This is a genomic window from Escherichia sp. MAL-1 (genome assembly GCF_052948035.1).
In genome coordinates, this window is sequence record NZ_CM129609.1 from 3,590,906 (window position 1) to 3,614,208 (window position 23,303).

Annotated in this window: 21 protein-coding genes and 1 pseudogene; 12 read left to right on the forward strand and 10 right to left on the reverse strand. The window is 53.1% G+C overall.

What is annotated here, in order from left to right; genetic code table 11:
• Positions 1-3 precede the first annotated feature (3 nt).
• Positions 4-1,098, forward strand: coding sequence for a tRNA 2-selenouridine(34) synthase MnmH (mnmH, locus tag ACU8XX_RS17930; RefSeq protein ID WP_001157986.1), 1,095 nt, complete (start codon positions 4-6; stop codon positions 1,096-1,098).
• Between the two features lie 411 nt (positions 1,099-1,509).
• Positions 1,510-1,593, forward strand: coding sequence for a damage-inducible type I toxin DinQ (gene dinQ / locus ACU8XX_RS17935; RefSeq protein WP_349808740.1), 84 nt, complete (start codon positions 1,510-1,512; stop codon positions 1,591-1,593).
• A 217-nt stretch (positions 1,594-1,810) separates the two neighbouring features.
• Here the strand turns inward: dinQ and ybbP are convergent, their stop codons facing one another.
• Positions 1,811-4,225, reverse strand: coding sequence for a putative ABC transporter permease subunit YbbP (ybbP, locus tag ACU8XX_RS17940; protein WP_000561806.1), 2,415 nt, complete (start codon positions 4,223-4,225; stop codon positions 1,811-1,813).
• The gene (ybbA, locus tag ACU8XX_RS17945) at positions 4,222-4,908 is read right to left on the reverse strand and encodes a putative ABC transporter ATP-binding protein YbbA (protein WP_016241948.1); all 687 of its coding nucleotides are present in this window, start codon (positions 4,906-4,908) and stop codon (positions 4,222-4,224) included. Before ybbA ends, ybbP begins: the two co-directional genes overlap by 4 nt.
• Here ybbA and tesA point away from each other — a divergent pair.
• Genes tesA through cnoX form a run of 3 tightly spaced genes read left to right on the forward strand, consistent with a single transcriptional unit; the run spans position 4,879 to position 7,216 of the window.
• Entirely contained in the window at positions 4,879-5,502 is a 624-nt protein-coding gene (tesA, locus tag ACU8XX_RS17950) for a multifunctional acyl-CoA thioesterase I/protease I/lysophospholipase L1 (protein ID WP_001295836.1), read from the forward strand. The two genes, ybbA and tesA, sit on opposite strands and share 30 nt — an antisense overlap.
• Positions 5,492-6,301 (forward strand): NADP(+)-dependent aldehyde reductase, encoded by an 810-nt coding sequence (gene ybbO / locus ACU8XX_RS17955; protein WP_000148941.1) that lies wholly within the window; start codon positions 5,492-5,494, stop codon positions 6,299-6,301. The genes tesA and ybbO overlap by 11 nt, the downstream gene beginning before the upstream one ends.
• Positions 6,302-6,361: 60 nt before the next feature.
• Entirely contained in the window at positions 6,362-7,216 is an 855-nt protein-coding gene (gene cnoX, locus ACU8XX_RS17960) for a chaperedoxin (RefSeq protein ID WP_016241947.1), read from the forward strand.
• Positions 7,217-7,278: 62 nt separating this feature from the next.
• Here the strand turns inward: cnoX and fetB are convergent, their stop codons facing one another.
• Positions 7,279-8,058, reverse strand: coding sequence for an iron efflux ABC transporter permease subunit FetB (fetB, locus tag ACU8XX_RS17965; protein ID WP_001295323.1), 780 nt, complete (start codon positions 8,056-8,058; stop codon positions 7,279-7,281).
• Entirely contained in the window at positions 8,045-8,722 is a 678-nt protein-coding gene (gene fetA, locus ACU8XX_RS17970) for an iron efflux ABC transporter ATP-binding subunit FetA (RefSeq protein WP_001157540.1), read from the reverse strand. Before fetA ends, fetB begins: the two co-directional genes overlap by 14 nt.
• A gap of 145 nt (positions 8,723-8,867) precedes the next feature.
• Between fetA and ACU8XX_RS17975 the strand changes: the two genes are divergently transcribed.
• Both ACU8XX_RS17975 and ACU8XX_RS17980 read left to right on the forward strand, forming a co-directional pair.
• The gene (locus tag ACU8XX_RS17975) at positions 8,868-9,785 is read left to right on the forward strand and encodes an SPFH domain-containing protein (RefSeq protein ID WP_000904502.1); all 918 of its coding nucleotides are present in this window, start codon (positions 8,868-8,870) and stop codon (positions 9,783-9,785) included.
• Positions 9,782-10,240 carry an NfeD family protein gene (locus tag ACU8XX_RS17980; protein ID WP_000970323.1) on the forward strand — a complete coding sequence of 153 codons (459 nt, stop codon included), beginning with the start codon at positions 9,782-9,784 and terminating at the stop codon, positions 10,238-10,240. Before ACU8XX_RS17975 ends, ACU8XX_RS17980 begins: the two co-directional genes overlap by 4 nt.
• Here the strand turns inward: ACU8XX_RS17980 and cueR are convergent, their stop codons facing one another.
• The 4 genes and pseudogenes from cueR to glsA all read right to left on the reverse strand — a co-directional run bounded on the left by cueR (position 10,241) and on the right by glsA (position 13,000).
• Positions 10,241-10,648, reverse strand: a complete 408-nt coding sequence (gene cueR, locus ACU8XX_RS17985) for a Cu(I)-responsive transcriptional regulator (RefSeq protein WP_001026747.1) — start codon at positions 10,646-10,648, stop codon at positions 10,241-10,243. It abuts the gene before it with no gap.
• Positions 10,645-10,742: pseudogene (locus ACU8XX_RS17990) on the reverse strand (hypothetical protein); the annotation flags it as partial. The pseudogene ACU8XX_RS17990 and the gene cueR, both read right to left, overlap by 4 nt.
• Before the next feature lie 30 nt (positions 10,743-10,772).
• Positions 10,773-12,065, reverse strand: a complete 1,293-nt coding sequence (locus tag ACU8XX_RS17995) for an APC family permease (RefSeq protein ID WP_000982172.1) — start codon at positions 12,063-12,065, stop codon at positions 10,773-10,775.
• Positions 12,066-12,067: 2 nt separating this feature from the next.
• The gene (glsA, locus tag ACU8XX_RS18000; RefSeq protein WP_000883020.1) at positions 12,068-13,000 is read right to left on the reverse strand and encodes a glutaminase A; all 933 of its coding nucleotides are present in this window, start codon (positions 12,998-13,000) and stop codon (positions 12,068-12,070) included.
• A gap of 261 nt (positions 13,001-13,261) precedes the next feature.
• Between glsA and copA the strand changes: the two genes are divergently transcribed.
• A complete protein-coding gene (gene copA, locus ACU8XX_RS18005) occupies positions 13,262-15,766 on the forward strand; it encodes a copper-exporting P-type ATPase CopA (protein WP_000083980.1) in 2,505 nt (834 codons plus the stop codon).
• 517 nt (positions 15,767-16,283) lie between these two features.
• Here copA and ACU8XX_RS18010 read toward each other — a convergent pair.
• Positions 16,284-16,625, reverse strand: a complete 342-nt coding sequence (locus ACU8XX_RS18010) for a HigA family addiction module antitoxin (RefSeq protein WP_001338329.1) — start codon at positions 16,623-16,625, stop codon at positions 16,284-16,286.
• Positions 16,626-16,762: 137 nt separating this feature from the next.
• Between ACU8XX_RS18010 and ACU8XX_RS18015 the strand changes: the two genes are divergently transcribed.
• Positions 16,763-17,557: a TraB/GumN family protein gene (locus tag ACU8XX_RS18015; protein WP_000365182.1), complete on the forward strand. Its 795-nt coding sequence runs from the start codon at positions 16,763-16,765 to the stop codon at positions 17,555-17,557.
• A 203-nt stretch (positions 17,558-17,760) separates the two neighbouring features.
• Complete coding sequence (gene ybaK / locus ACU8XX_RS18020) at positions 17,761-18,240, forward strand: Cys-tRNA(Pro)/Cys-tRNA(Cys) deacylase YbaK (protein ID WP_000186634.1); 480 nt, start codon at positions 17,761-17,763, stop codon at positions 18,238-18,240.
• Between the two features lie 36 nt (positions 18,241-18,276).
• Here ybaK and ushA read toward each other — a convergent pair whose 3' ends face one another.
• Entirely contained in the window at positions 18,277-19,929 is a 1,653-nt protein-coding gene (gene ushA, locus ACU8XX_RS18025; protein WP_240765239.1) for a bifunctional UDP-sugar hydrolase/5'-nucleotidase, read from the reverse strand.
• Positions 19,930-20,146: 217 nt separating this feature from the next.
• On the opposite strand from ushA, the gene fsr reads away from it, so the two are divergent.
• Both fsr and ybaL read left to right on the forward strand, forming a co-directional pair.
• Positions 20,147-21,367 (forward strand): fosmidomycin MFS transporter, encoded by a 1,221-nt coding sequence (fsr, locus tag ACU8XX_RS18030; RefSeq protein WP_001251608.1) that lies wholly within the window; start codon positions 20,147-20,149, stop codon positions 21,365-21,367.
• Positions 21,368-21,604: 237 nt separating this feature from the next.
• Positions 21,605-23,281: a YbaL family putative K(+) efflux transporter gene (gene ybaL / locus ACU8XX_RS18035; protein WP_000546237.1), complete on the forward strand. Its 1,677-nt coding sequence runs from the start codon at positions 21,605-21,607 to the stop codon at positions 23,279-23,281.
• Positions 23,282-23,303: the final 22 nt, after the last annotated feature.

Consider the following 23,303-nt stretch of genomic DNA (forward strand, 5'->3'; position numbering starts at 1 on the left):
ACTATGCAAGAGAGACACACGGAACAGGACTATCGTGCCCTGCTGATTGCTGATACGCCCATTATTGATGTTCGCGCCCCTATCGAGTTTGAGCAAGGCGCAATGCCCGCCGCTATCAATCTGCCGTTAATGAATAACGATGAACGCGCCGCCGTTGGCACCTGCTATAAACAGCAAGGCTCAGACGCAGCGCTGGCGCTGGGACATAAACTGGTTGCGGGTGAAATTCGTCAGCAGCGCATGGACGCCTGGCGGGCAGCGTGCCTGCAAAATCCGCAAGGTATTCTCTGCTGCGCCCGTGGCGGTCAGCGCTCACATATTGTGCAAAGCTGGTTGCATGCAGCGGGGATTGATTATCCGCTGGTGGAAGGCGGTTATAAGGCACTGCGCCAGACCGCGATTCAGGCGACTATTGAACTGGCACAAAAACCGATAGTGCTGATTGGCGGTTGTACCGGCAGCGGTAAAACGCTGTTAGTGCAGCAACAGCCGAACGGTGTTGATCTGGAAGGGTTGGCGCGTCATCGCGGTTCGGCGTTTGGTCGCACGTTACAACCACAACTTAGCCAGGCGAGTTTTGAAAACCTGCTGGCTGCCGAAATGCTAAAAACCGACGCCCGTCAGAATTTGCGCCTGTGGGTGCTGGAAGACGAAAGCCGGATGATCGGTTCGAATCACCTGCCGGAATGTCTGCGCGAGCGAATGACTCAGGCGGCGATTGCGGTGGTAGAAGATCCGTTTGAGATCCGTCTTGAACGCCTGAACGAAGAGTATTTCTTGCGTATGCATCATGATTTTACCCACGCTTATGGCGACGAACAGGGCTGGCAGGAATATTGCGAATACCTGCATCACGGACTTTCGGCGATTAAGCGTCGGCTGGGGTTACAGCGCTATAACGAACTCGCTGCCCAGCTGGATACGGCGCTGACAACGCAACTCACCACCGGCAGCACCGACGGTCATCTGGCCTGGCTGGTGCCGTTACTTAAAGAATATTACGACCCAATGTATCGCTATCAGCTTGAGAAAAAAGCGGAAAAAGTTGTCTTTCGCGGTGAGTGGGCGGAAGTGGCGGAATGGGTTAAGGCGCAGTGATGGGCGGTATTCTGAAACGGCGATTGTCGTAAGAACAGAATGGTTGCACCAGAATACAGATATAAAAAAACCGACATGACAGTCGGTTTTTTTATTTTTTCCGCCCAAGACTTGGTGGTTCCGGGCAGAAATGAAACAGTCCTCATCTAGCAAGTGAATTATAAGTCAGGATGCCTACATATTCAAACAGCTATGTTGGCGATACAATCCCGACGCTAGTAGTGATACTGCCTCAAGGGATTACCGCAGTGCGGAAAAGTACTTTTAAGTCCTGGTCAGGATACAGGTGGTGCTGATTCTGGTGCTCTAATTTGGAGAGAGGCAGTCCTCATCTAGCACATGAAGAAAATCATAGTTACAGGCAACGTAAGGGTAAGCTGTGATTGTCTTTCTCCCTTAAGGGAGCAACGGATGAAAACTTTTCTCGATAAAGTTCTCATCGTTCTTAAGGCGCTAATCGCGCTGCTGGAACTGATCCGTCAGTTTATTGAATAACTGAGGAAACGTAGCTAAGGCCGAAGGTTTACCACCTTCGGTCTTTAAAAAAACCGACATGACAGTTGGTTTCATATTTATTGCCAAAATGCACACTGTTCATGCCGGATGCGGCGTAAACGCCTTATCCGGCCTACACAATCTTGCAAAATCAATATATTGCACGCTCTTCGTAGGCCTGATAAGCGTAGCGCATCAGGCAATCTAACACCTGTCATCACCCCGCAAACTGCCTGAACAGCGCCTTACCCTTAACCAGTCTCGCGCCCAGCCAGCCGCCGAAAAGCGACAGCAGCAGCGCACCGCTGCACGGCAGAACAATCCACAATCGCCAGTCTGGCTCCCACGGGAAATCAAACACTTTCGCCTGCAACACTGCCAGTGCCGTTTCCGCACCAATTGCGGCCACCAGGCCGGAAACAAACCCAAGCATGGCGAACTCACACCACAATGTCGTGCGCAGCAGTTTTTTCCCCGCACCGAGTGTGCGCCATACCACCAGCTCCTGATGACGCTGGCGCATTCCCACCTGCACCTGTGCCAGCAACAGCAACATACCGCAGGCAGTGACCAGCACCACCATCACCTCCAGCGCCCGACTTACCTGCTCCAGCACCTGACCGACCTGTTTTAAAATCGCGCCAATATCTAACAGGCTAATGGTCGGGAACTGGCGGTTGAGTTGCGTCAACATGCCGTTGCCATTCTCCCAGCGGAAACTGGTAAGCCAGCTCTGCGGTTGCCCGTCTAATGCCCCTTCCGGGAAAATAAAATAGAAATTAGGCCGCAGACTTTCCCAGTCCACTTTGCGCAGGCTGGTCACTTTAGCGCGGAACTCCTGGGTATCGCCCATAAAAGTCACGGTATCACCGAGGGCAACGTTTAAGCGTTTCGCCAGCCCCTCTTCCATCGACACTTCATCGGCTTTTGGCGGCCAGTTACCGGCGACAATCGGATTATGATCGGGCCGCGTATTTTGCCAGGTAAGATTGAGTTCGCGATTAAGCGCCTCATCTTCATTACCTTCTGTCGGCTTATCGTTAATCGCCGTCAGCCGCGCCCGCACTACCGGATAAAATGATTCCGGGACTATATGATGTTCCGCGAGGAACGCTTTTAGCGGTGCTACCTGTTCTGTGGCGATGTTAATTAAAAAGTAGTTCGGGCTTTCTGGCGGTAGCTGCTGCTGCCAGCGGTCGAGCAGATCGCCACGCAATACCAGCAACAGCGCCAGCAGCATAAAGGAGAGCGAAAATGCCGAAAGCTGACTTAACGTTGACCACGGCTGACGTAACAGGCGGCTAACCGCCAGGCGCAGAGGCAGCGATTTCAGCGTCATGCGGCGAAGTACATTCAGCAGCATCCAGCCCAGCACACCGCACAGCAAAGCCAGTACTACCGCGCCCGCCAGCACCGCCCAAAGCAGCATGCTGCCACCCATTAATCCGGCGAGCAGCAGCACAACCACCACACTGACAATCGGCAGATAAAACTTCAGCGGCCAGACGTTCGCTACCACATCATTACGTAATACGCGTAAAGGCTGCGTTGCCAGCAACAAGCGATATGGTCGTAGCCCCACCAGCAGCGAGATGACCGTCATGGTGCCAAGCGCCCACAGCCACGGCCAGAGGCTGGCTGGCGGTAGTGCAGCAGGCAGAACGGGCTTGAGCAGCACCATCAACACGTTTTCGAACAACAGACCTATGGCCCCACCGGTAACGGCTGAAAGCGTCAGCACCATCAACCACTGACCGACGATTAGCTTACGCAGTTGCGCTCGCCCTGCCCCCAGCGTTTTGAGGATCGCCACCAGATCGTAGCGACTGCGACAGTAATGATTCATCGCTACCGCCACCGCTGCCACTGCCAGCAGCAAGGTCAGAAGCGCCGAAAGCAGCAGGAACTGTTGCGAGCGTTCCATCGATCGCCCCAGCGCGCCTTCGTCCTGTTCCAGACCGTACCAGCGTTGTTCGGGTTTAAGCTGAGGTAACAACCATTTCTCATAGCCGTCGAGCTGGTTCTCGTTGCCGCCGAATTTATAACGCCAGGTGACCCGACTCCCCGGCTGCACGGCTCCGGTTTTATCGACATCCGCCAGATTCATCATCAGACGCGGAGCCATCTGGAAGGGGTTAAAACCGGAATCCGGTTCCTGAATCACTTCTCCGGCAATCCGCAAGGTGGCATCGCCCACGTCAATGGTGTCGCCCGTTTTCAGGTTAAGCAGTGCCATCAGGCGTGGGGCCAGCAATACGCTGCCCGCCTGCGGTTTCAGGCCAGGGGGATTAGTTTGCAGATCGCCATACATCGGGTAGATATCATCCACCGCTTTGACGTTCGCCAGCTGCGGTGTGTCGCCTGCAAAGGTCATTGTGGCGAAAGTCAGCTGCTTGCCGACTTTCAGGCCGCGCTTTTGCGCTTCCTCCAGCAACGCTTGCGGCACTTCGCGTGAACTGCGCAACGCCCGATCGCCCGCCATAAACTCACGGCTTTGCTGGCTTAAGCCCTTCTCCATGCGATCGCTGATATTGCCCAGCGCCAGCACGCAGGCCACCGCCAGGCTTAGCGCCAGCCAGACAATTAATAGCGACGGCGAACGCCATTCGCGCCAGAACCAACGTGCAATCATGCTTCCTCCTGCAACTGCCCGTTCACCAGCCGTAAGCAGCGGTCGCAGCGTGCCGCCAGTTGCAGGTCGTGGGTCACCATAATCAACGTGGTGCCATGTTCACGGTTGAGGGAAAACAGCAGGTCGGCAATTTTATCGCCCGTCTGGCGGTCAAGGTTGCCGGTGGGTTCGTCGGCAAACAGCACATCAGGTCGACCATTAAAGGCTCGTGCCAGCGCCACTCGTTGCTGTTCACCGCCGGAAAGCTGTGCCGGAAGATGATCCAGACGTTTACCCAGCCCTAACTGTTCGAGCAACGCTTTCGCCCCGTTACGACTTTCCGCGCTACTCTCACCGCGCAGCAGAGCCGGAAGCTCGACGTTTTCCAGCGCGTTAAGGGTAGGAATTAACATAAATGACTGAAAAACAAAGCCGACGTGCTTCGCGCGCAACTTTGCCCGCGCTTCTTCGTCCATATTATGTAGCGGTTGTCCCACCAGACTCACTTCGCCACTGCTGCCGTCATCAAGCCCGGCGAGGATCGCCAGCAAGGTTGACTTACCCGATCCCGACTCGCCCACCAGTGCGATGGTCTCGCCACGTTTGACAACCAGCTCAACTCCGGTGAGGATGGAGAGTTCATGCTCCCCCTGACCGACGGACTTATTAAGATGATGAACTTCAACAATGTTTTCCGCTGGCATTTGCCCTTCCTGTTCCTGGTCCTGTTAACCTTCCGTGCCGCCGCAGCGGACACGTTATTGATTCTGGGTGATAGCCTGAGCGCCGGGTATCGAATGTCTGCCAGCGCGGCCTGGCCTGCCTTGTTGAATGATAAGTGGCAGAGTAAAACGTCGGTAGTTAATGCCAGCATCAGCGGCGACACCTCGCAACAAGGACTGGCGCGCCTTCCGGCTCTGCTGAAACAGCATCAGCCGCGTTGGGTGCTGGTTGAACTGGGCGGCAATGACGGTTTACGTGGTTTTCAGCCACAGCAAACCGAGCAAACGCTGCGCCAGATTTTGCAGGATGTCAAAGCCGCCAACGCTGAACCATTGTTAATGCAAATACGTCTGCCTGCAAACTATGGTCGCCGTTATAATGAAGCCTTTAGCGCCATTTACCCCAAACTCGCCAAAGAGTTTGATGTTCCGCTGCTGCCCTTTTTTATGGAAGAGGTCTACCTCAAGCCACAATGGATGCAGGATGACGGTATTCATCCCAACCGCGACGCCCAGCCGTTTATTGCCGACTGGATGGCGAAGCAGTTGCAGCCTTTAGTAAATCATGACTCATAAAGCAACGGAGATCCTGACAGGTAAAGTTATGCAAAAATCGGTCTTAATTACCGGATGTTCCAGTGGAATTGGCCTGGAAAGCGCGCTCGAATTAAAACGCCAGGGTTTTCATGTGCTGGCAGGTTGCCGAAAACCGGATGATGTTGAGCGTATGAACAACATGGGATTTACCGGCGTGTTGATCGATCTGGATTCACCAGAAAGTGTTGATCGCGCAGCAGACGAGGTGATCGCCCTGACCGATAATTGTCTGTATGGGATCTTTAACAATGCCGGATTCGGCATGTATGGCCCCCTTTCCACCATCAGCCGTGCGCAGATGGAACAGCAGTTTTCCGCCAACTTTTTCGGCGCACACCAGCTCACCATGCGCCTGTTACCCGCGATGTTACCGCACGGTGAAGGGCGTATTGTGATGACATCATCGGTGATGGGATTAATCTCCACGCCGGGTCGTGGCGCTTACGCGGCCAGTAAATATGCGCTGGAGGCGTGGTCAGACGCGCTGCGCATGGAGCTACGCCACAGCGGAATTAAAGTCAGCCTGATCGAACCCGGTCCCATTCGTACTCGCTTCACCGACAACGTCAACCAGACGCAAAGTGATAAACCAGTCGAAAATCCCGGCATCGCCGCCCGCTTTACGTTGGGACCGGAAGCGGTGGTGGACAAAGTACGCCATGCTTTTATTAGCGAGAAGCCGAAGATGCGCTATCCGGTAACGCTGGTGACCTGGGCAGTAATGGTGCTTAAGCGCCTGCTGCCGGGGCGCGTGATGGACAAAATATTGCAGGGGTGAGTTGAAGCGCGCGCTTAAGCCCCCATGTCAAAGAAAATATCGACAACAGAGAGCGACTCCATGTCCGTAGAAAATATTGTCAACATTAACGAATCTAACCTGCAACAGGTTCTTGAACAGTCGATGACCACTCCGGTGCTGTTCTATTTTTGGTCTGAACGTAGCCAGCACTGTTTGCAGTTAACCCCGATCCTGGAAAGCCTCGCGGCGCAGTACAACGGGCAATTTATTCTGGCGAAGCTGGACTGCGACGCGGAGCAGATGATTGCCGCCCAGTTTGGTCTGCGCGCGATTCCGACCGTGTATCTGTTCCAGAACGGGCAAGCGGTAGATGGCTTCCAGGGGCCGCAACCGGAAGAGGCGATCCGCGCCCTGCTGGATAAAGTGCTGCCGCGCGAAGAAGAGCTGAAAGCGCAGCAGGCGATGCAACTGATGCAGGAAAGCAATTACACCGATGCCCTGCCATTGCTGAAAGACGCCTGGCAGTTGTCGAATCAGAACGGGGAGATCGGCCTGCTGCTGGCAGAAACGCTGATTGCGCTGAACCGTTCTGAAGATGCGGAAGCGGTGCTGAAAACCATTCCGTTGCAGGATCAGGACACCCGCTACCAGGGGCTGGTGGCGCAAATCGAACTGCTGAAGCAGGCGGCTGATACTCCGGAAATTCAACAGTTGCAACAGCAGGTGGCGGAGAATCCAGAAGATGCCGCACTGGCGACGCAACTGGCGCTGCAACTGCATCAGGTTGGGCGCAATGAAGAGGCGCTGGAGTTGCTGTTCGGGCATCTGCGTAAAGATCTCACCGCCGCAGACGGTCAGACGCGTAAAACGTTCCAGGAGATCCTCGCTGCGCTGGGTACGGGTGATGCACTGGCGTCGAAGTATCGCCGCCAGCTGTATGCATTGTTGTATTGATATTCCGTTGATCGGCACATGAACCACAACGCCGGATGCGATGCTGCGCATCCGGCATCGCATCATTTCTTCTTCAATTGCGTCACCACCAACTGGTGGCGCGAATTATAAAACTTACGATAGGTTAAATAGCAGGCAATAATGGTCGACAAGCTGGCGGTTGAGAGCAGCATAAAGGTCACCATAATCTGATATTTAATCGCCTTCACCGGATCAATCCCGGCAAATATCAGCCCGGACATCATTCCTGGTAAACTCACTAAGCCAACCGTTTTTGCTGAATCGACCGTCGGAATTAAAGCCGCGCGAATACTGTCGCGAATCAATATCGCTGAAGCCTGCTTCGGCGTCGCACCAAGACTCAGTTTCTCCTGAATCTGTTGCTGTTCGCTAATGACCCGTTGCCCTAAATTGTTGTAACACAACCCCACCGCTACCATGGCGTTACCGGCAATCATCCCGGCGATAGGGATCACCTGCATCGGGATAAATTCAATCGACCCTGAGAGAATCAGCACCGCCAGGGTAATTCCCGCCCCGACCGTAATGGCAATAAACGATGAGATAAAAGCTTTAGCAATATATTTACTGCGTTTTTGCGCGTTCCACGCCGCATTAAAGCAGATAAATAACACCATCAATAATGTCAGGCTGGCATCATCCACGCTGAAAATATACTTCAGCACATAGCCGACAATAATCAGCTGAATTATCGCTCGCCCGACGCTCCAGAGAATATCTTTCTCCAGCGCCAGTTTTTCTTTATGGCTAATTAAGATTGCCACCACCACCAGCATTAATGCCAGTGCTAATGATTCGTTAGTAATATTATGCGAGTTCATAGCGTGCTTCCTGCATTTCTCCGGCATGCGGTTGCAGTGTAATCACTTTATCCGCATGATTAATTTCGTCTTTATCGTGTGTCACCCACAGCACGGCAATATTTTGCTCGCGCACATAACGATGGATCATCTCATTGACGTTATGTTTATTACTTTCATCCAGCGCACTGGTTATTTCATCCAGCAATAAAACCTTCGGCATAAATTGCAGGTTACGAATCAATGAGATGCGTTGTTTTTCACCACCAGATAGCTCGGCGATATTCTTCGTCAAAATGCTGTCCGGCAAGGCGAAGCGTTCGAGAAAATCGAGAAAAATGGCTGGGTCAGGCTGCCGGTTACGGATCTGCCAGGGAAAGATCAGATTATCGTATACCGTATCGCCAAACAGCGTCGGTGTCTGGGCGCAGTAAGAGACTTGTTGGCGGTAGATTTCTGGCTTTAGTGTGCTGACATCCTCACCTTCAAACAGTAACGTTCCGCTGGTTGGGCTGATCAATGAAGCAACTATTTTTAGCAGCGTACTTTTGCCACAACCAGAAGGACCGGTAATTAACTTAAATTCGCCAGCACGCAGCGAAAAATTGATGTTATTAAGAATCTTCGCATCACCCGCCAGATATCCTACGTTTTGTAGCTGAAGCAAAGGACTATTTTCCTGCATCGCTGTTCCCTTTTTCTGATTTTTACTAAAAACAGTTTATCCTTCGCAGGAATAAGGGGGAACTCTCTTTCAGTAATCAGGTATAATTTGTTTAATCAAGCAGCAATTTTGCTGATTATGGACGGTACAACAGGAGGTTTTTCCGATGCTTATCTTTATCCCGATTCTCATTTTTGTCGCGCTGGTCATTGTCGGCGCGGGTGTCAAAATCGTACCGCAGGGCTATCAGTGGACAGTAGAACGCTTTGGTCGCTATACCAAAACGTTACAGCCGGGGCTCAGTCTGGTGGTGCCGTTTATGGATCGCATTGGTCGCAAGATCAATATGATGGAGCAAGTGCTCGATATCCCTTCCCAGGAAGTTATCTCGAAAGATAACGCCAACGTTACCATCGACGCCGTGTGCTTTATTCAGGTGATTGACGCGCCGCGCGCGGCTTATGAAGTCAGCAATCTGGAGCTGGCGATCATCAACCTGACCATGACTAACATCCGTACCGTGCTGGGTTCAATGGAACTTGACGAAATGCTCTCTCAGCGCGACAGCATCAACTCACGCCTGCTGCGTATTGTCGATGAAGCCACCAACCCGTGGGGGATTAAAGTCACCCGTATTGAAATTCGCGACGTGCGCCCACCGGCAGAGCTTATCTCTTCAATGAACGCGCAGATGAAAGCGGAACGTACCAAACGCGCTTACATTCTTGAAGCGGAAGGGATCCGTCAGGCGGAAATCCTCAAAGCCGAAGGTGAAAAACAGTCGCAAATCCTGAAAGCGGAAGGCGAACGTCAGTCGGCGTTTTTACAGGCTGAAGCGCGTGAACGTTCCGCCGAAGCAGAAGCCCGCGCCACCAAAATGGTGTCTGAAGCTATCGCCTCCGGTGATATTCAGGCGGTGAACTACTTCGTAGCGCAGAAATACACCGAAGCGTTACAGCAGATCGGTTCCTCCAGTAACAGCAAAGTAGTGATGATGCCATTAGAGGCCAGCAGCCTGATGGGGTCGATTGCCGGGATTGCCGAGCTGGTGAAAGACAGCGCCAACAAACGGACTCAGCCATGATGGAGTTAATGGTCGTTCATCCACATATTTTCTGGCTCAGTCTCGGCGGTTTGCTGCTGGCAGCCGAGATGCTGGGCGGAAATGGTTATTTGTTGTGGAGCGGCGTGGCAGCGGTGATTACCGGCCTGGTGGTCTGGCTGGTGCCGCTGGGTTGGGAGTGGCAAGGGGTAATGTTTGCCATCCTGACGCTGCTCGCCGCCTGGCTGTGGTGGAAATGGTTGTCGCGGCGGGTGCGCGAACAAAAGCACAGCGATAGTCATTTAAACCAGCGCGGGCAGCAGCTGATTGGCCGACGTTTTGTGCTGGAATCTCCGCTGGTCAACGGGCGCGGTCATATGCGCGTCGGTGACAGTTCATGGCCTGTCAGCGCCAGCGAGGATCTCGGTGCAGGTACGCATGTTGAAGTCATTGCGATAGAAGGGATAACCCTACATATCCGAGCCGTCTCGTCTTAATCACCCTGCCCGATGATGACAGCAGCCGGAGAGATTTTCGATAATCGGGCAGTCGGCGCTGTCATCGCCAGGGCAGGCATTCGCCAGTGCCAGCAGCTGGTCGCGCATGGATTGCAGCTCCTCAATGTGTCGTTCGATCTCCGCCACCTTCTCCAGCGTGCGCCGTTTGACGTCGGCGCTGTGCCGCTGCGGGTCGTTAAACAGATTCACCAGCTCGCCGCTCTCTTCCAGGTTAAAGCCCACCTGCCGTGCCTGGCGCAGTAAGGTCAGTTCGTTGAGATGCTGCTGCGTGTAGGTGCGATAACCGTTTTCGCTGCGCATCGGCGGCGTCACCAGCCCCTTCTCTTCATAGAAGCGAATGGCTTTGCTGGTCAGGCCGGTAATTTTTGCTACATCGCTGATGTTCATCGTTCGCGCAACGCCTCCTGTGCTTTGTTAAAGGGTTTCAACAGATATTCAAGCACGTTTTTTTGCCAGTGCGAATATCGACCGCCACCACAATAATACAGGAAGTACTGCGCACAGAGAGATGTTATACGGTTTTATTGCGCTTCATGACCATTGCCACAATAAGGCTGAGTAAGAGTGAGCCAATAATCCATATCAACGCACGGCTACCCTGGGACCACAGACTGTAGATAAAGCCAACGATCACCAACAACATCACCAACGTACCAACGATAAGAATCGGCAACGAGGCGTGAATATCATGACGCAGGCGGATCGCCACCACAAACACCGCCAGGTAGCAAATCAAAAAGGTGGCGCTGGCAACGCTGGCGAGTGAGCCTAAATTCAGTGCCGCCGTCATCAGCATAATCAACACCACGACAATAATGTTGCCCCAGGTACTCTGCCGCCACAGGGATTTATTCATTAGCTTCGGCAGTTCGCGTTCGCTGCCCATGTTGTCCATGATGTTAAACACGGCGAACAGGTTCGCGTTAATGGCTGAAGCCGTCGCCAGTAAAGCGCCGATGACGACGATCACATAACCCACATGCCCGAGCAGCGGAGAAGCAGCCTGCGCTACGGCGGTATCGGCATATTTTTCTAACTCTAATGCCGATACATCGCTAAGCAAAACCAGTGCCAGCGAGATATAAAGCAACGTGGTAACGCCAATCGCCACCAGAAACGCCCGTGGCATAATGACCTGCGGATCTTTCACTTTATCCGCCGCGTTCGCCATCATGCCAAAGCCCGCATAGGCAAGGAAAGTTATCCCAATACAGGAGAAGAACGCACCGGAGCTGGGGGGCGCAGAGACGGAAATATGCGCCGGTTGCAGCGACCAGACACCGGCAATAATCAGCAATAACAGGATCATCATTTTAATGCCGACGAGGATCACTTCCAGCCGCCCTACCGCATGGTTGCTTAAGGAGTTGAAAAGCGTCATCACCGCAATGATCCCCAACGCGTAGAGCAAAATAAGGTGCTCCTCCTGGCTGCCTTCATGCAAAAACTGCACGGCATAAGCGCCAAAAGCACGGGCGACCATGGCGATGCTCACCGCCAGCGTCAACAGGTACAGTAACGAGAGCGCCAGCGAAAAGACGCCGTTGCCTAATCCGCGACGAAAGAAGTCGATAATGCCGCCATTGCTGGGATAGCTCGCCCCCAGACGCGCATAGGCATAACCGGAAAACATCGCCACAATACCGCCAAAAGCAAAGGCGACCCAGGTCGAGGCTTCCATTAGCAATGCAGCCTGCCCCAGCAGCGCGAAGATCCCCGCCCCCACCATTGCCCCAATGCCGATGGAAACGACGTTCCATAGACCGAGAGGTTTGTTACCGTTATTACCTTCCGTGTTCATCATGATCAGCCCTTAAACACGTTATAGCCGAGTTGGTTAGCGACCGATGCCACCATTTTTTGACCGCGAACACTGTTGCCTTCTTCGTCCAGCGGTGGTGAGAACGCGGCAATTCCCATCACGCCAGGGACGACCGCCAGAATACCGCCACCTACACCGCTTTTGCCCGGTAAACCAACGCGATACGCCCAGTCACCGGAGCGACCATACAGCCCTTCCATCATCATTTCGGCCAGAATGTACGGCACGTTGTCGGCCTGAAGAACGCGTTTATGCGTCAGCGGATTCACACCACCCGCCGCCAGCGTCGCGCCAAGCGTTGCCAGTTCAACAGTATTGATGAGCGTGGAGCACTGACGGGTGTACACGTCACAGGCTTCCATTGCATCACAATAGAGATATCCGGCGGAGTACAGCAGCCAGGCAATGGCCCGGTTATGGAAGTTGGTTGTTTGTTCCGACTGGTTGACTTCATCAGAGAGCGCTACCTGCTCACCAGCCAGTTGCTGTTGGATATGTAAAATTCGCTGCCAGCGTTGTTCAATATTTTCAGCGTTAATCAGGCTGGTGGTGGCAATAGCGCCAGCATTTACCAGTGGCGACAGTGGTTTGCCGCCATGCAACTCTAAGGCGATAACTGAGTTAAAGGGCAATCCGGTCGGGTCAGCGCCAATTTTGTCCTGTACCGCCTGCGGGCCGACATCTTCTAACGCAAGGGCTAACGTACAGACTTTCGAGATGGATTCCAGCGCAAAGCGGTAATCACTATCACCCGCGCGATAGATGTTGCCATCGCAGGTCACAATAGCCACTGCTGCCAGTTGACCAGGTACATTCGCCAGAAAGGGAATGTAGTCGGCATTTTGTCCGCCGTTAAGTGAGTGAAATTGGGTGTAAGCCTGATCCACTGCCTGCTGTAATTTGTTTGCATCTAACATCTTTTGTTAACTCCTTTTTATAGATGCGGGAGGTAATTCCTCACCCCGGTGCCGATTTTCAGGCATCCTGATTTAACTTAGCACCCGCAACTTAACTACAGGAAAACAAAGAGATAAATGTCTAATCCTGATGCAAATTGAGCCAATTTTTTAATCTTTACGGACTTTTACTCGCCTGGTTTATTAATTTCTTGACCTTCCCCTTGCTGGAAGGTTTAACCTTTATCACAGCCAGTCAAAACTGTCTTAAAGGAGTGTTTTATGTCACAAACTATCGACCTGACCCTGGACGGCCTGTCCTGCGGTCACTGCGTTAAACGCGTGAAAGAAAGTCTTGAACAGCGCCCGGATGTTGAGCAGGCGGATGTGTCTATCACTGAAGCGCACGTTACCGGGACTGCCAGTGCAGAACAGCTGATCGAAACCATCAAACAAGCGGGTTATGACGCATCTGTAAGCCACCCAAAGGCTAAACCGCTGGCGGAGTCATCAATCCCGTCGGAAGCACTGACAGCGGTTTCTGAGGCGCTTCCGGCAGCGACCGCCGATGACGATGACAGCCAGCAGTTGCTGCTGAGCGGCATGAGCTGCGCCAGCTGTGTCACCCGCGTACAAAATGCGCTGCAAAGCGTACCGGGCGTCACTCAGGCACGGGTAAACCTGGCGGAGCGTACTGCGCTGGTGATGGGCAGTGCCTCCCCACAAGATTTAGTGCAGGCGGTGGAAAAAGCGGGCTACGGTGCGGAAGCGATTGAAGATGACGCTAAACGCCGCGAGCGCCAGCAAGAAACCGCCGTAGCTACGATGAAGCGCTTCCGCTGGCAGGCAATTGTTGCACTGGCTGTGGGTATCCCGGTAATGGTCTGGGGGATGATCGGCGATAACATGATGGTCACCGCTGACAACCGCAGCTTGTGGTTAGTTATCGGCCTGATAACCCTGGCAGTGATGGTTTTCGCCGGCGGCCATTTTTACCGCAGTGCATGGAAAAGCCTGCTGAACGGTGCAGCGACGATGGATACGCTGGTGGCGCTGGGAACGGGTGTGGCGTGGCTCTATTCGATGAGCGTCAACCTGTGGCCGCAGTGGTTCCCGATGGAAGCGCGGCATCTTTACTATGAAGCCAGTGCGATGATTATCGGTCTGATTAATCTCGGCCATATGCTGGAAGCGCGCGCACGTCAGCGTTCTTCTAAGGCGCTGGAGAAATTACTCGATTTAACCCCACCGACGGCGCGAGTGGTCACCGCAGAGGGTGAAAAAAGCGTGCCGCTGGCGGAAGTTCAGCCAGGGATGTTACTGCGCCTGACGACCGGCGATCGCGTGCCGGTAGATGGCGAGATTACCCAGGGCGAAGCATGGCTGGATGAAGCGATGCTGACGGGCGAACCAATCCCACAGCAAAAAGGCGAAGGCGAAAGCGTCCATGCCGGGACAGTGGTACAGGACGGCAGTGTGCTGTTTCGTGCCAGTGCGGTTGGCAGCCATACCACGCTGTCACGGATCATTCGCATGGTGCGCCAGGCCCAGAGCAGCAAGCCAGAAATCGGTCAGCTGGCGGATAAAATCTCAGCCGTATTTGTACCTGTGGTGGTGGTGATTGCGCTGGTCAGTGCGGCAATCTGGTACTTCTTTGGTCCGGCACCGCAAATTGTTTATACCCTGGTGATTGCCACCACGGTACTGATTATCGCCTGTCCGTGTGCGCTGGGGCTGGCGACGCCGATGTCGATTATTTCCGGCGTCGGGCGGGCGGCTGAGTTTGGCGTGCTGGTGCGGGACGCCGACGCGCTGCAACGCGCCAGTACACTCGATACCGTCGTGTTCGATAAAACCGGGACGCTGACCGAAGGGAAGCCGCAGGTTGTCGCAGTGAAAACGTTTGCTGATGTTGATGAAGCGCAGGCATTGCGTCTGGCGGCGGCACTGGAGCAAGGTTCCAGCCATCCGCTGGCACGGGCGATCCTCGATAAAGCAGGTGATATGCAGCTGCCGCAGGTCAACGGTTTCCGCACATTGCGCGGGCTGGGCGTGAGCGGTGAAGCTGAAGGTCATGCGTTATTGCTGGGCAATCAGGCGCTGTTAAATGAGCAACAGGTTGGTACCAAAGCTATCGAAGCGGAGATTACTGCTCAGGCATCGCAAGGGGCAACGCCTGTGCTGCTGGCGGTTGACGGGAAAGCGGTAGCCCTGCTGGCAGTACGCGATCCATTGCGTAGTGATAGCGTGGCGGCGCTGCAACGCCTGCATAAAGCGGGATATCGTCTGGTGATGTTGACCGGGGATAACCCAACCACCGCCAATGCGATCGCCAAAGAAGCAGGGATTGATGAAGTGATCGCCGGGGTGCTGCCGGACGGTAAAGCCGAAGCGATTAAACGCCTGCAAAGTGAAGGACGTCAGGTGGCAATGGTGGGCGACGGCATTAACGATGCGCCAGCGCTGGCCCAGGCGGATGTCGGCATTGCAATGGGCGGCGGCAGTGATGTTGCCATTGAAACCGCGGCGATTACCCTGATGCGCCATAGCCTGATGGGCGTTGCGGATGCGCTCGCTATTTCCCGCGCAACGCTGCGCAACATGAAGCAGAACCTGCTCGGTGCGTTTATCTACAACAGTATCGGTATTCCGGTCGCCGCCGGTATTTTGTGGCCGTTCACTGGAACACTGCTTAACCCGGTAGTTGCCGGAGCGGCAATGGCGCTCTCGTCGATTACCGTAGTGAGTAACGCCAACCGGTTGCTGCGGTTTAAACCGAAGGAATAAGTACATCATTGCGGATGCGCTGCTTTAGGGTGGCGCATTTGGCATCGACGCATGACTGCCGGATGCGGCGTAAACGCCTTATCCGGCCTACGGTTCAGGCACAGGTTTGTAGGCCTGATAAGACGCGTAAGCGTCGCATCAGGCAATGGTGCTCGGATGCCGGATGCGGCGTAAACGCCTTATCCGGCCTACGGTTCAGGCACAGGTTTGTAGACCTGATAAGACGCGTAAGCGTCGCATCAGGCAATGGTGCTCGGATGCCGGATGCAGCGTAAACGCCTTATCCGGCCTACGGTTCAGGCACAGGTTTGTAGGCCTGATAAGACGCGTAAGCGTCGCATCAGGCAATGGTGCTCGGATGCCGGATGCAGCGTAAACGCCTTCTCCGGCCTACGGTTCAGGCACAGGTTTGTAGGCCTGATAAGACGCGTAAGCGTCGCATCAGGCAATGGTGCTCGGATGCCGGATGCGGCGTGAACGCCTTATCCGGCATCCGAGATGAAGCGATGTTTTGGCCTTACGCGACCTTTTTTGTACGCTCTTCACGGCGTGCTAAATATTCAGCCACTGTTTCAATCCGTCCCAATTCTTCCTGGGTGCGCATGTTGTTTTCAACTTCCCAAAGATCAACCGCCGCCTGGAGGTTTAGCCAAAAATCGACTGTGGTATCAAAAACTTTCGCCAGACGAAATGCCATCTCAGTAGTGAGTTTACGATTGTTATTGATCAGTGCACTGACGCTATTACGATGAACATGCAGCAACTCTGCTAACTCATTGATTTTCAAATCGAGCGGTTCCAGATATTCATAGAGAAGAATATCTCCGGGTGTCGTCGGTTTTCTTGTTGCCTGTTTCATAGTTTTTAACTGTTGCTTCCCTGTGAATAGCGATACAAGAACATACTGAATCATACAAACACATTAAACAAGTCCCCAACTCCATTTGCGCCATCCCTCCCCGCGCGCTAGCATGATATTTCACAAAGGGAGGTCGTATGGATCTGTTGTACCGGGTAAAAACGCTTTGGGCCGCGCTGCGCGGTAATCATTACACCTGGCCTGCCATCGATATCACCCTTCCCGGCAATCGCCATTTTCATCTGATTGGCAGTATTCATATGGGTAGCCACGATATGGCTCCCCTGCCCACCCGTTTGCTCAAAAAGCTCAAAAACGCCGATGCGCTGATCGTCGAGGCGGATGTTTCCACCAGCGATACGCCTTTTGCTAATTTGCCTACTTGCGAGGCGCTGGAAGAGCGCATTAACGAGGAGCAACTCCAAAATCTGCAGCACATTAGCCAGGAGATGGGCATTTCTCCGTCGCTCTTTTCTACTCAACCGCTGTGGCAAATCGCGATGGTTCTTCAGGCGACGCAGGCACAAAAACTGGGGCTGCGGGCAGAATACGGTATCGATTACCAGTTATTGCAGGCGGCGAAGCAACAACATAAACCCGTGATTGAACTGGAAGGGGCTGAAAACCAGATTACCATGTTGCTCCAGCTCCCTGACAAAGGACTGGCGCTGCTGGACGATACGCTGACCCACTGGCATACCAACGCACGGTTGCTGCAACAAATGATGAGCTGGTGGCTGAATGCACCTCCGCAAAATAATGATATAACGCTGCCCAATACGTTCAGTCAGTCGCTGTACGATGTGCTGATGCATCAGCGAAATCTCGCCTGGCGGGATAAATTACGCGCCATGCCGCCGGGGCGATATGTGGTCGCGGTCGGTGCACTACACCTGTATGGAGAAGGGAATTTGCCGCAAATGTTGCGCTAAAAAAATGGCCAATATCGCTATTGGCCCGTCAAAGAGGAATTTCATTTTTTTATTATTATGCCGTCACTTTAAGCGACGGTGTAACTCGATTGTCGCTCAATCTCACCATCCTGCCAATACTCTTAGGCAAGATGACTCTTTTTTTTGGACCGCCATCAGGCGTATGCTTGCTTCGTTTTTTTGTTTAAGGCAGGAAAATTACCATGACACCCGCAGTTAAATTACTCGAAAAAAACAAGATTTCGTTTCAAATCCATACCTACGAGCACGATCCGGCTGAAACCAATTTTGGCGATGAAGTCGTCAAAAAATTAGGTTTGAATCCGGATCAGGTCTACAAAACGCTGCTGGTGGCAGTGAACGGTGATATGAAACACCTTGCCGTGGCCGTTACGCCGGTCGCAGGTCAACTGGATCTTAAAAAAGTAGCAAAAGCGCTGGGTGCCAAGAAAGTTGAGATGGCCGATCCGATGGTCGCGCAGCGTTCGACGGGATACCTGGTTGGGGGGATTAGCCCACTGGGGCAGAAAAAACGTCTGCCAACGATTATCGACGCCCCCGCACAAGAATTTGCCACTATTTATGTTTCCGGCGGCAAGCGCGGACTGGATATCGAACTGACGGCAGGCGATCTGGCAAAGATCCTCGATGCCAAATTTGCTGATATCGCCCGCCGCGATTAAGCATTGTGCCGGATGCAAACATCCGGCACTTTCGGATTACTGCCAGCTCACCTCACCTTTCGGTTCATAAACACTCACATCCAGCGGCGAGCTTTTCTGGATATACGCTTTCAGCACTTCGGCATCAATAAAGCCGGTATTCACATAGCCCGGTTTGTTATCAAGGCGCGGATATCCATCACCGCCGGTGGCATTGAAGTTTAATGTCGCCATACGGTAAGTTTTCGCCGGATCGACCGGTTCGCCTTTGATTTTAAGGTCGTTCAGTTTGCCGTCTTTCGCCACAAAGCTAACGTTGGCAAATTGCGGGTAGGCACCTGAATCTGGCTTCATCTGCGCGACGGCGGTCAGGTAATCAATCACCTCTTTACCGGTCATGTCGGCATACACCACCACATTGCCGAATGGCTGCACTTTCAGCACGTTTTTATAGCTGATATCGCCTGCTTCGATAGAATCACGAATTCCGCCTCCGCTCATCACCGCAAAGTCGGCACCAGTGCGATCCATTTGGGCTGCCAGAATCAACCGCCCCATATTGGTCTGTACAAAACGCACTTTGCCACGATCGCCTTCCAGACGACCATTGGTTTCGCCTATTTTCACTTCCAGCTGCGCTTTGCCTTTGTTCTGGAACGGTGATAACAGCGAGATCATTTGCTGGTTTTCAGCGATTTCAGGAGTGTAAAGCACGCGCTCGCTTTTCCCGTCTTCCCAGGTCACTTTCTTCTTCAGGTTCACCGGAATCAGCTGGTAGTTAACCATTTTCATTTCGCCATTACGAAACTCAAAATCAGCCCGTCCCACGTATTTGCCCCACTCATGCGCCTGCACAATCCAGATGCCGTTTTGTTGATCTGGTTTGCATGGCGTACCCGGCACGTAATCGACCTGTTTTTTGTTTTCTGCCGCCATGCAGACCGGATCTTGCGAGTGACCACCGACGATCATCGCCAGCGATCCGGCAGGCAGCGCGCGTGCCATCTCCACATCGCCCGGTGCGTTAGAGCCGTGCTCACCATTATCGTAATGCCCCATATGGGTCGCCGCGATAATAATGTCTGGCTTTTCTGTCTGTTGCAGCTCCTGAATCACCAGCTTCGCTTCATCGGCGGGCTTACGAAATTCGATATCAGTGAAGTATTCCGGGTTACCAATTTTTGCTGTGTCATCGGTTGTCAGCCCAATAACGGCAATTTTCAGATCCTGACGCTTAAACAGCGCCCACGGTTTAAACAGGCGCTCGCCAGTACTTTTCTGGTAGATATTCGCGGAAAGCAACGGGAACTTGGCCCACTTTTCCTGCTGGCGTAATACGGTGAGCGGATTATCAAATTCATGATTACCGATCGCCATCGAGTCATAGCCCACCAGATTCATACCGCGAAAATCAGGTTCGGCATCCTGTAAGTCAGACTCGGGCACGCCAGTGTTAATGTCGCCACCGGAAAGTAGCAGCACGCTACCGCCTTCAGCCGCAACCTCTTTGCGGATACCATCCACCAGCGTTTTTTGCGCCGCCAGACCATATTCGCCATATTCATTGCGCCAAAAATGCCCATGATGATCATTGGTATGCAGAACTGTAATTTTGTAGGTTTTATCCTGCTCATACGCCAGAGCAGTTTCACTCGCCAGTGTAAATGTGGTTAACAGCGCTAACGCCACGCCCCGCTGCAATAATTTCATACTTCTCTCCCTGACCTGATTTCAACGTGTTGAAAAATAGTATGACGCGACATCATAGACAAGTCTGCGTCCGGTGAAGATAAATCTGCATCCAGATTAGAAATTCTGTATTCGGCGTTGAGACTTCCTTCAGACGACGCATACAGGTATGTTAGTCGGGTAATAATCACAAATAAGATCATTCTTTACATCGCAACCCTGAAAAAGTGACTTTCCTATGGCAATGAGTGAACAACCCCAGCCTGTGGCGGGCGCGGCTGCGTCAACGACCAAGGCCCGAACATCGTTTGGTATTTTAGGTGCTATCAGCCTCTCACATCTGCTGAACGACATGATCCAATCGCTGATTCTGGCGATTTATCCGCTGCTTCAGTCAGAATTTTCTCTGACATTTATGCAGATTGGCATGATAACCCTCACCTTCCAGCTCGCCTCTTCGCTACTGCAACCAGTGGTCGGCTACTGGACCGATAAATATCCGATGCCGTGGTCGTTGCCAATTGGCATGTGCTTTACCTTAAGTGGTCTGGTGCTGCTTGCGCTGGCGGGCAGTTTTGGCGCAGTTCTGCTGGCGGCGGCGCTGGTCGGTACCGGTTCATCGGTCTTTCATCCGGAATCTTCTCGCGTGGCCCGTATGGCTTCCGGCGGGCGGCATGGCCTGGCACAATCTATCTTTCAGGTCGGCGGCAACTTTGGCAGTTCCCTGGGACCCTTGCTGGCGGCGGTGATTATCGCGCCTTATGGCAAAGGCAACGTTGCCTGGTTTGTGCTTGCGGCACTGCTGGCGATCGTGGTGTTGGCACAAATCAGCCGTTGGTACTCGGCACAGCACCGAATGAATAAAGGAAAACCCAAAGCGACGATAATCAATCCACTGCCGCGCAACAAAGTGGTACTGGCAGTCAGCATTCTGTTAATCCTCATTTTCTCGAAATATTTCTATATGGCGAGCATCAGCAGCTATTACACCTTTTATCTGATGCAAAAATTCGGATTATCTATCCAGAATGCCCAGCTTCATCTGTTTGCCTTCCTGTTTGCCGTTGCGGCAGGTACGGTGATCGGCGGGCCTGTAGGGGATAAAATTGGACGGAAATATGTGATTTGGGGCTCTATCCTCGGCGTTGCGCCGTTTACGCTGATTTTACCCTACGCCAGCCTGCACTGGACGGGGGTTTTAACGGTGATTATTGGATTTATCCTCGCTTCGGCATTCTCTGCCATTCTGGTCTACGCTCAGGAGCTACTTCCGGGACGTATCGGTATGGTTTCTGGACTCTTTTTCGGTTTTGCTTTTGGCATGGGAGGTCTGGGAGCGGCAGTTCTGGGGCTTATCGCCGATCACACCAGCATCGAGTTAGTCTATAAAATCTGTGCTTTCCTGCCACTATTGGGGATGTTGACCATATTCCTGCCTGATAACCGGCATAAAGACTGATTTCATTGCAGCCAAAGGCAAACTTTGGCTGCATCGTTTTACAGTCGCCATAAGCCTTTCCTCTGTTAAACCGCCTTCTGTTTTCCGATCCGTGCTTTTTTTGCAGCTAATTCCATTTTTCTGCAAAATTCAATAATTATTCATGAACATCATCAATGAAATTGTCATAAACTATTACCTGTAATTTTGGTTTTCCCGGCCAAAAATGGACAATAACCACCAGGAAAAGGAGACGGAATGCATCACGCCACCCCGCTTATCACCACCATTGTTGGCGGCCTTGTGCTCGCCTTTATCCTCGGCATGCTGGCCAATAAACTACGTATTTCTCCTCTGGTGGGATATCTGTTAGCGGGTGTGCTGGCAGGACCATTCACTCCGGGCTTTGTTGCCGATACCAAGCTTGCCCCGGAACTGGCTGAACTGGGCGTCATTCTGTTGATGTTTGGCGTCGGTTTGCACTTTTCGCTGAAGGATTTGATGGCGGTAAAGGCCATCGCCATTCCCGGTGCGATCGCCCAGATAGCCGTGGCGACGCTGCTGGGTATGGCGCTCTCTGCCGTGCTGGGCTGGTCGTTAATGACCGGTATCGTGTTCGGTTTATGTCTTTCCACCGCCAGTACCGTGGTGTTACTGCGCGCACTTGAAGAACGGCAATTAATTGACAGTCAGCGTGGGCAAATCGCCATCGGTTGGTTGATTGTGGAAGACCTGGTAATGGTTCTGACGCTGGTGTTGCTGCCCGCAGTGGCAGGAATGATGGAACAGGGCGATGTGGGCTTTGCCACTCTTGCAGTCGATATGGGGATCACCATCGGCAAAGTGATCGCATTTATCGCCATTATGATGCTGGTAGGTCGCCGTCTGGTGCCGTGGATTATGGCACGCAGCGCGGCAACCGGTTCTCGCGAGCTGTTTACCCTGTCGGTGCTGGCGCTGGCGTTAGGGGTTGCCTTTGGTGCGGTAGAGCTGTTTGATGTCTCCTTTGCACTCGGTGCGTTCTTTGCCGGGATGGTACTGAACGAGTCTGAACTGAGTCACCGTGCCGCCCACGATACGCTGCCATTGCGCGACGCGTTTGCGGTGCTGTTTTTTGTCTCCGTCGGGATGTTGTTTGATCCGTTAATTCTGATTCAGCAACCGCTGGCAGTGCTGGCGACGCTGGCGATTATTCTGTTTGGTAAGTCGTTAGCCGCATTTTTCCTGGTGCGACTGTTTGGTCACTCCCAACGTACGGCATTAACCATCGCCGCCAGCCTGGCGCAGATTGGTGAGTTCGCGTTTATCCTGGCGGGACTGGGAATGGCATTGAATTTACTGCCGCAGGCCGGACAAAACCTGGTACTGGCAGGGGCGATCCTGTCGATTATGCTCAACCCGGTACTGTTCGCACTACTGGAGAAATATCTGGCGAAGACCGAAACGCTGGAAGAGCAGACGCTGGAAGAGGCAATCGAAGAAGAGAAGCAGATCCCAGTGGATATTTGCAACCATGCGCTACTGGTGGGTTACGGTCGTGTAGGCAGCCTGCTGGGGGAGAAATTGCTCGCCTCTGATATTCCGCTGGTGGTGATTGAGACGTCACGAACCCGTGTTGATGAGCTGCGAGAGCGCGGGGTCCGCGCAGTATTGGGCAATGCGGCGAACGAAGAAATTATGCAACTGGCGCATCTGGAATGTGCAAAATGGCTGATCCTGACGATTCCCAACGGTTATGAAGCGGGTGAGATTGTGGCATCTGCCCGCGCGAAAAATCCGGATATTGAGATTATTGCCCGCGCCCATTATGACGATGAAGTGGCGTATATCACCGAACGTGGTGCGAATCAGGTAGTGATGGGCGAGCGTGAAATCGCCCGTACCATGCTGGAACTGCTGGAAACGCCACCGGCGGGTGAGGTGGTGACGGGGTAAACGGTGGTTGCCGGATGTAAAA

Bases quoted from the DNA above. Each gene is read 5' to 3' on its own strand.
- fetB (WP_001295323.1), bottom strand. From the start codon at position 8,058: ATGAACTCGCATAATATTACTAACGAATCATTAGCACTGGCATTAATG.
- ybaL (WP_000546237.1), top strand. From the start codon at position 21,605: ATGCATCACGCCACCCCGCTTATCACCACCATTGTTGGCGGCCTTGTG.
- ACU8XX_RS18010 (WP_001338329.1), bottom strand. From the start codon at position 16,625: ATGAAACAGGCAACAAGAAAACCGACGACACCCGGAGATATTCTTCTC.
- ybaK (WP_000186634.1), top strand. From the start codon at position 17,761: ATGACACCCGCAGTTAAATTACTCGAAAAAAACAAGATTTCGTTTCAA.
- cnoX (WP_016241947.1), top strand. From the start codon at position 6,362: ATGTCCGTAGAAAATATTGTCAACATTAACGAATCTAACCTGCAACAG.
- ybbA (WP_016241948.1), bottom strand. From the start codon at position 4,908: ATGCCAGCGGAAAACATTGTTGAAGTTCATCATCTTAATAAGTCCGTC.
- ACU8XX_RS18015 (WP_000365182.1), top strand. From the start codon at position 16,763: ATGGATCTGTTGTACCGGGTAAAAACGCTTTGGGCCGCGCTGCGCGGT.
- dinQ (WP_349808740.1), top strand. From the start codon at position 1,510: ATGAAAACTTTTCTCGATAAAGTTCTCATCGTTCTTAAGGCGCTAATC.
- ACU8XX_RS17975 (WP_000904502.1), top strand. From the start codon at position 8,868: ATGCTTATCTTTATCCCGATTCTCATTTTTGTCGCGCTGGTCATTGTC.
- glsA (WP_000883020.1), bottom strand. From the start codon at position 13,000: ATGTTAGATGCAAACAAATTACAGCAGGCAGTGGATCAGGCTTACACC.
- cueR (WP_001026747.1), bottom strand. From the start codon at position 10,648: ATGAACATCAGCGATGTAGCAAAAATTACCGGCCTGACCAGCAAAGCC.
- ACU8XX_RS17995 (WP_000982172.1), bottom strand. From the start codon at position 12,065: ATGATGAACACGGAAGGTAATAACGGTAACAAACCTCTCGGTCTATGG.
- tesA (WP_001295836.1), top strand. From the start codon at position 4,879: ATGAACTTCAACAATGTTTTCCGCTGGCATTTGCCCTTCCTGTTCCTG.
- ybbO (WP_000148941.1), top strand. From the start codon at position 5,492: ATGACTCATAAAGCAACGGAGATCCTGACAGGTAAAGTTATGCAAAAA.
- ACU8XX_RS17980 (WP_000970323.1), top strand. From the start codon at position 9,782: ATGATGGAGTTAATGGTCGTTCATCCACATATTTTCTGGCTCAGTCTC.
- fetA (WP_001157540.1), bottom strand. From the start codon at position 8,722: ATGCAGGAAAATAGTCCTTTGCTTCAGCTACAAAACGTAGGATATCTG.
- copA (WP_000083980.1), top strand. From the start codon at position 13,262: ATGTCACAAACTATCGACCTGACCCTGGACGGCCTGTCCTGCGGTCAC.
- fsr (WP_001251608.1), top strand. From the start codon at position 20,147: ATGGCAATGAGTGAACAACCCCAGCCTGTGGCGGGCGCGGCTGCGTCA.
- mnmH (WP_001157986.1), top strand. From the start codon at position 4: ATGCAAGAGAGACACACGGAACAGGACTATCGTGCCCTGCTGATTGCT.
- ybbP (WP_000561806.1), bottom strand. From the start codon at position 4,225: ATGATTGCACGTTGGTTCTGGCGCGAATGGCGTTCGCCGTCGCTATTA.
- ushA (WP_240765239.1), bottom strand. From the start codon at position 19,929: ATGAAATTATTGCAGCGGGGCGTGGCGTTAGCGCTGTTAACCACATTT.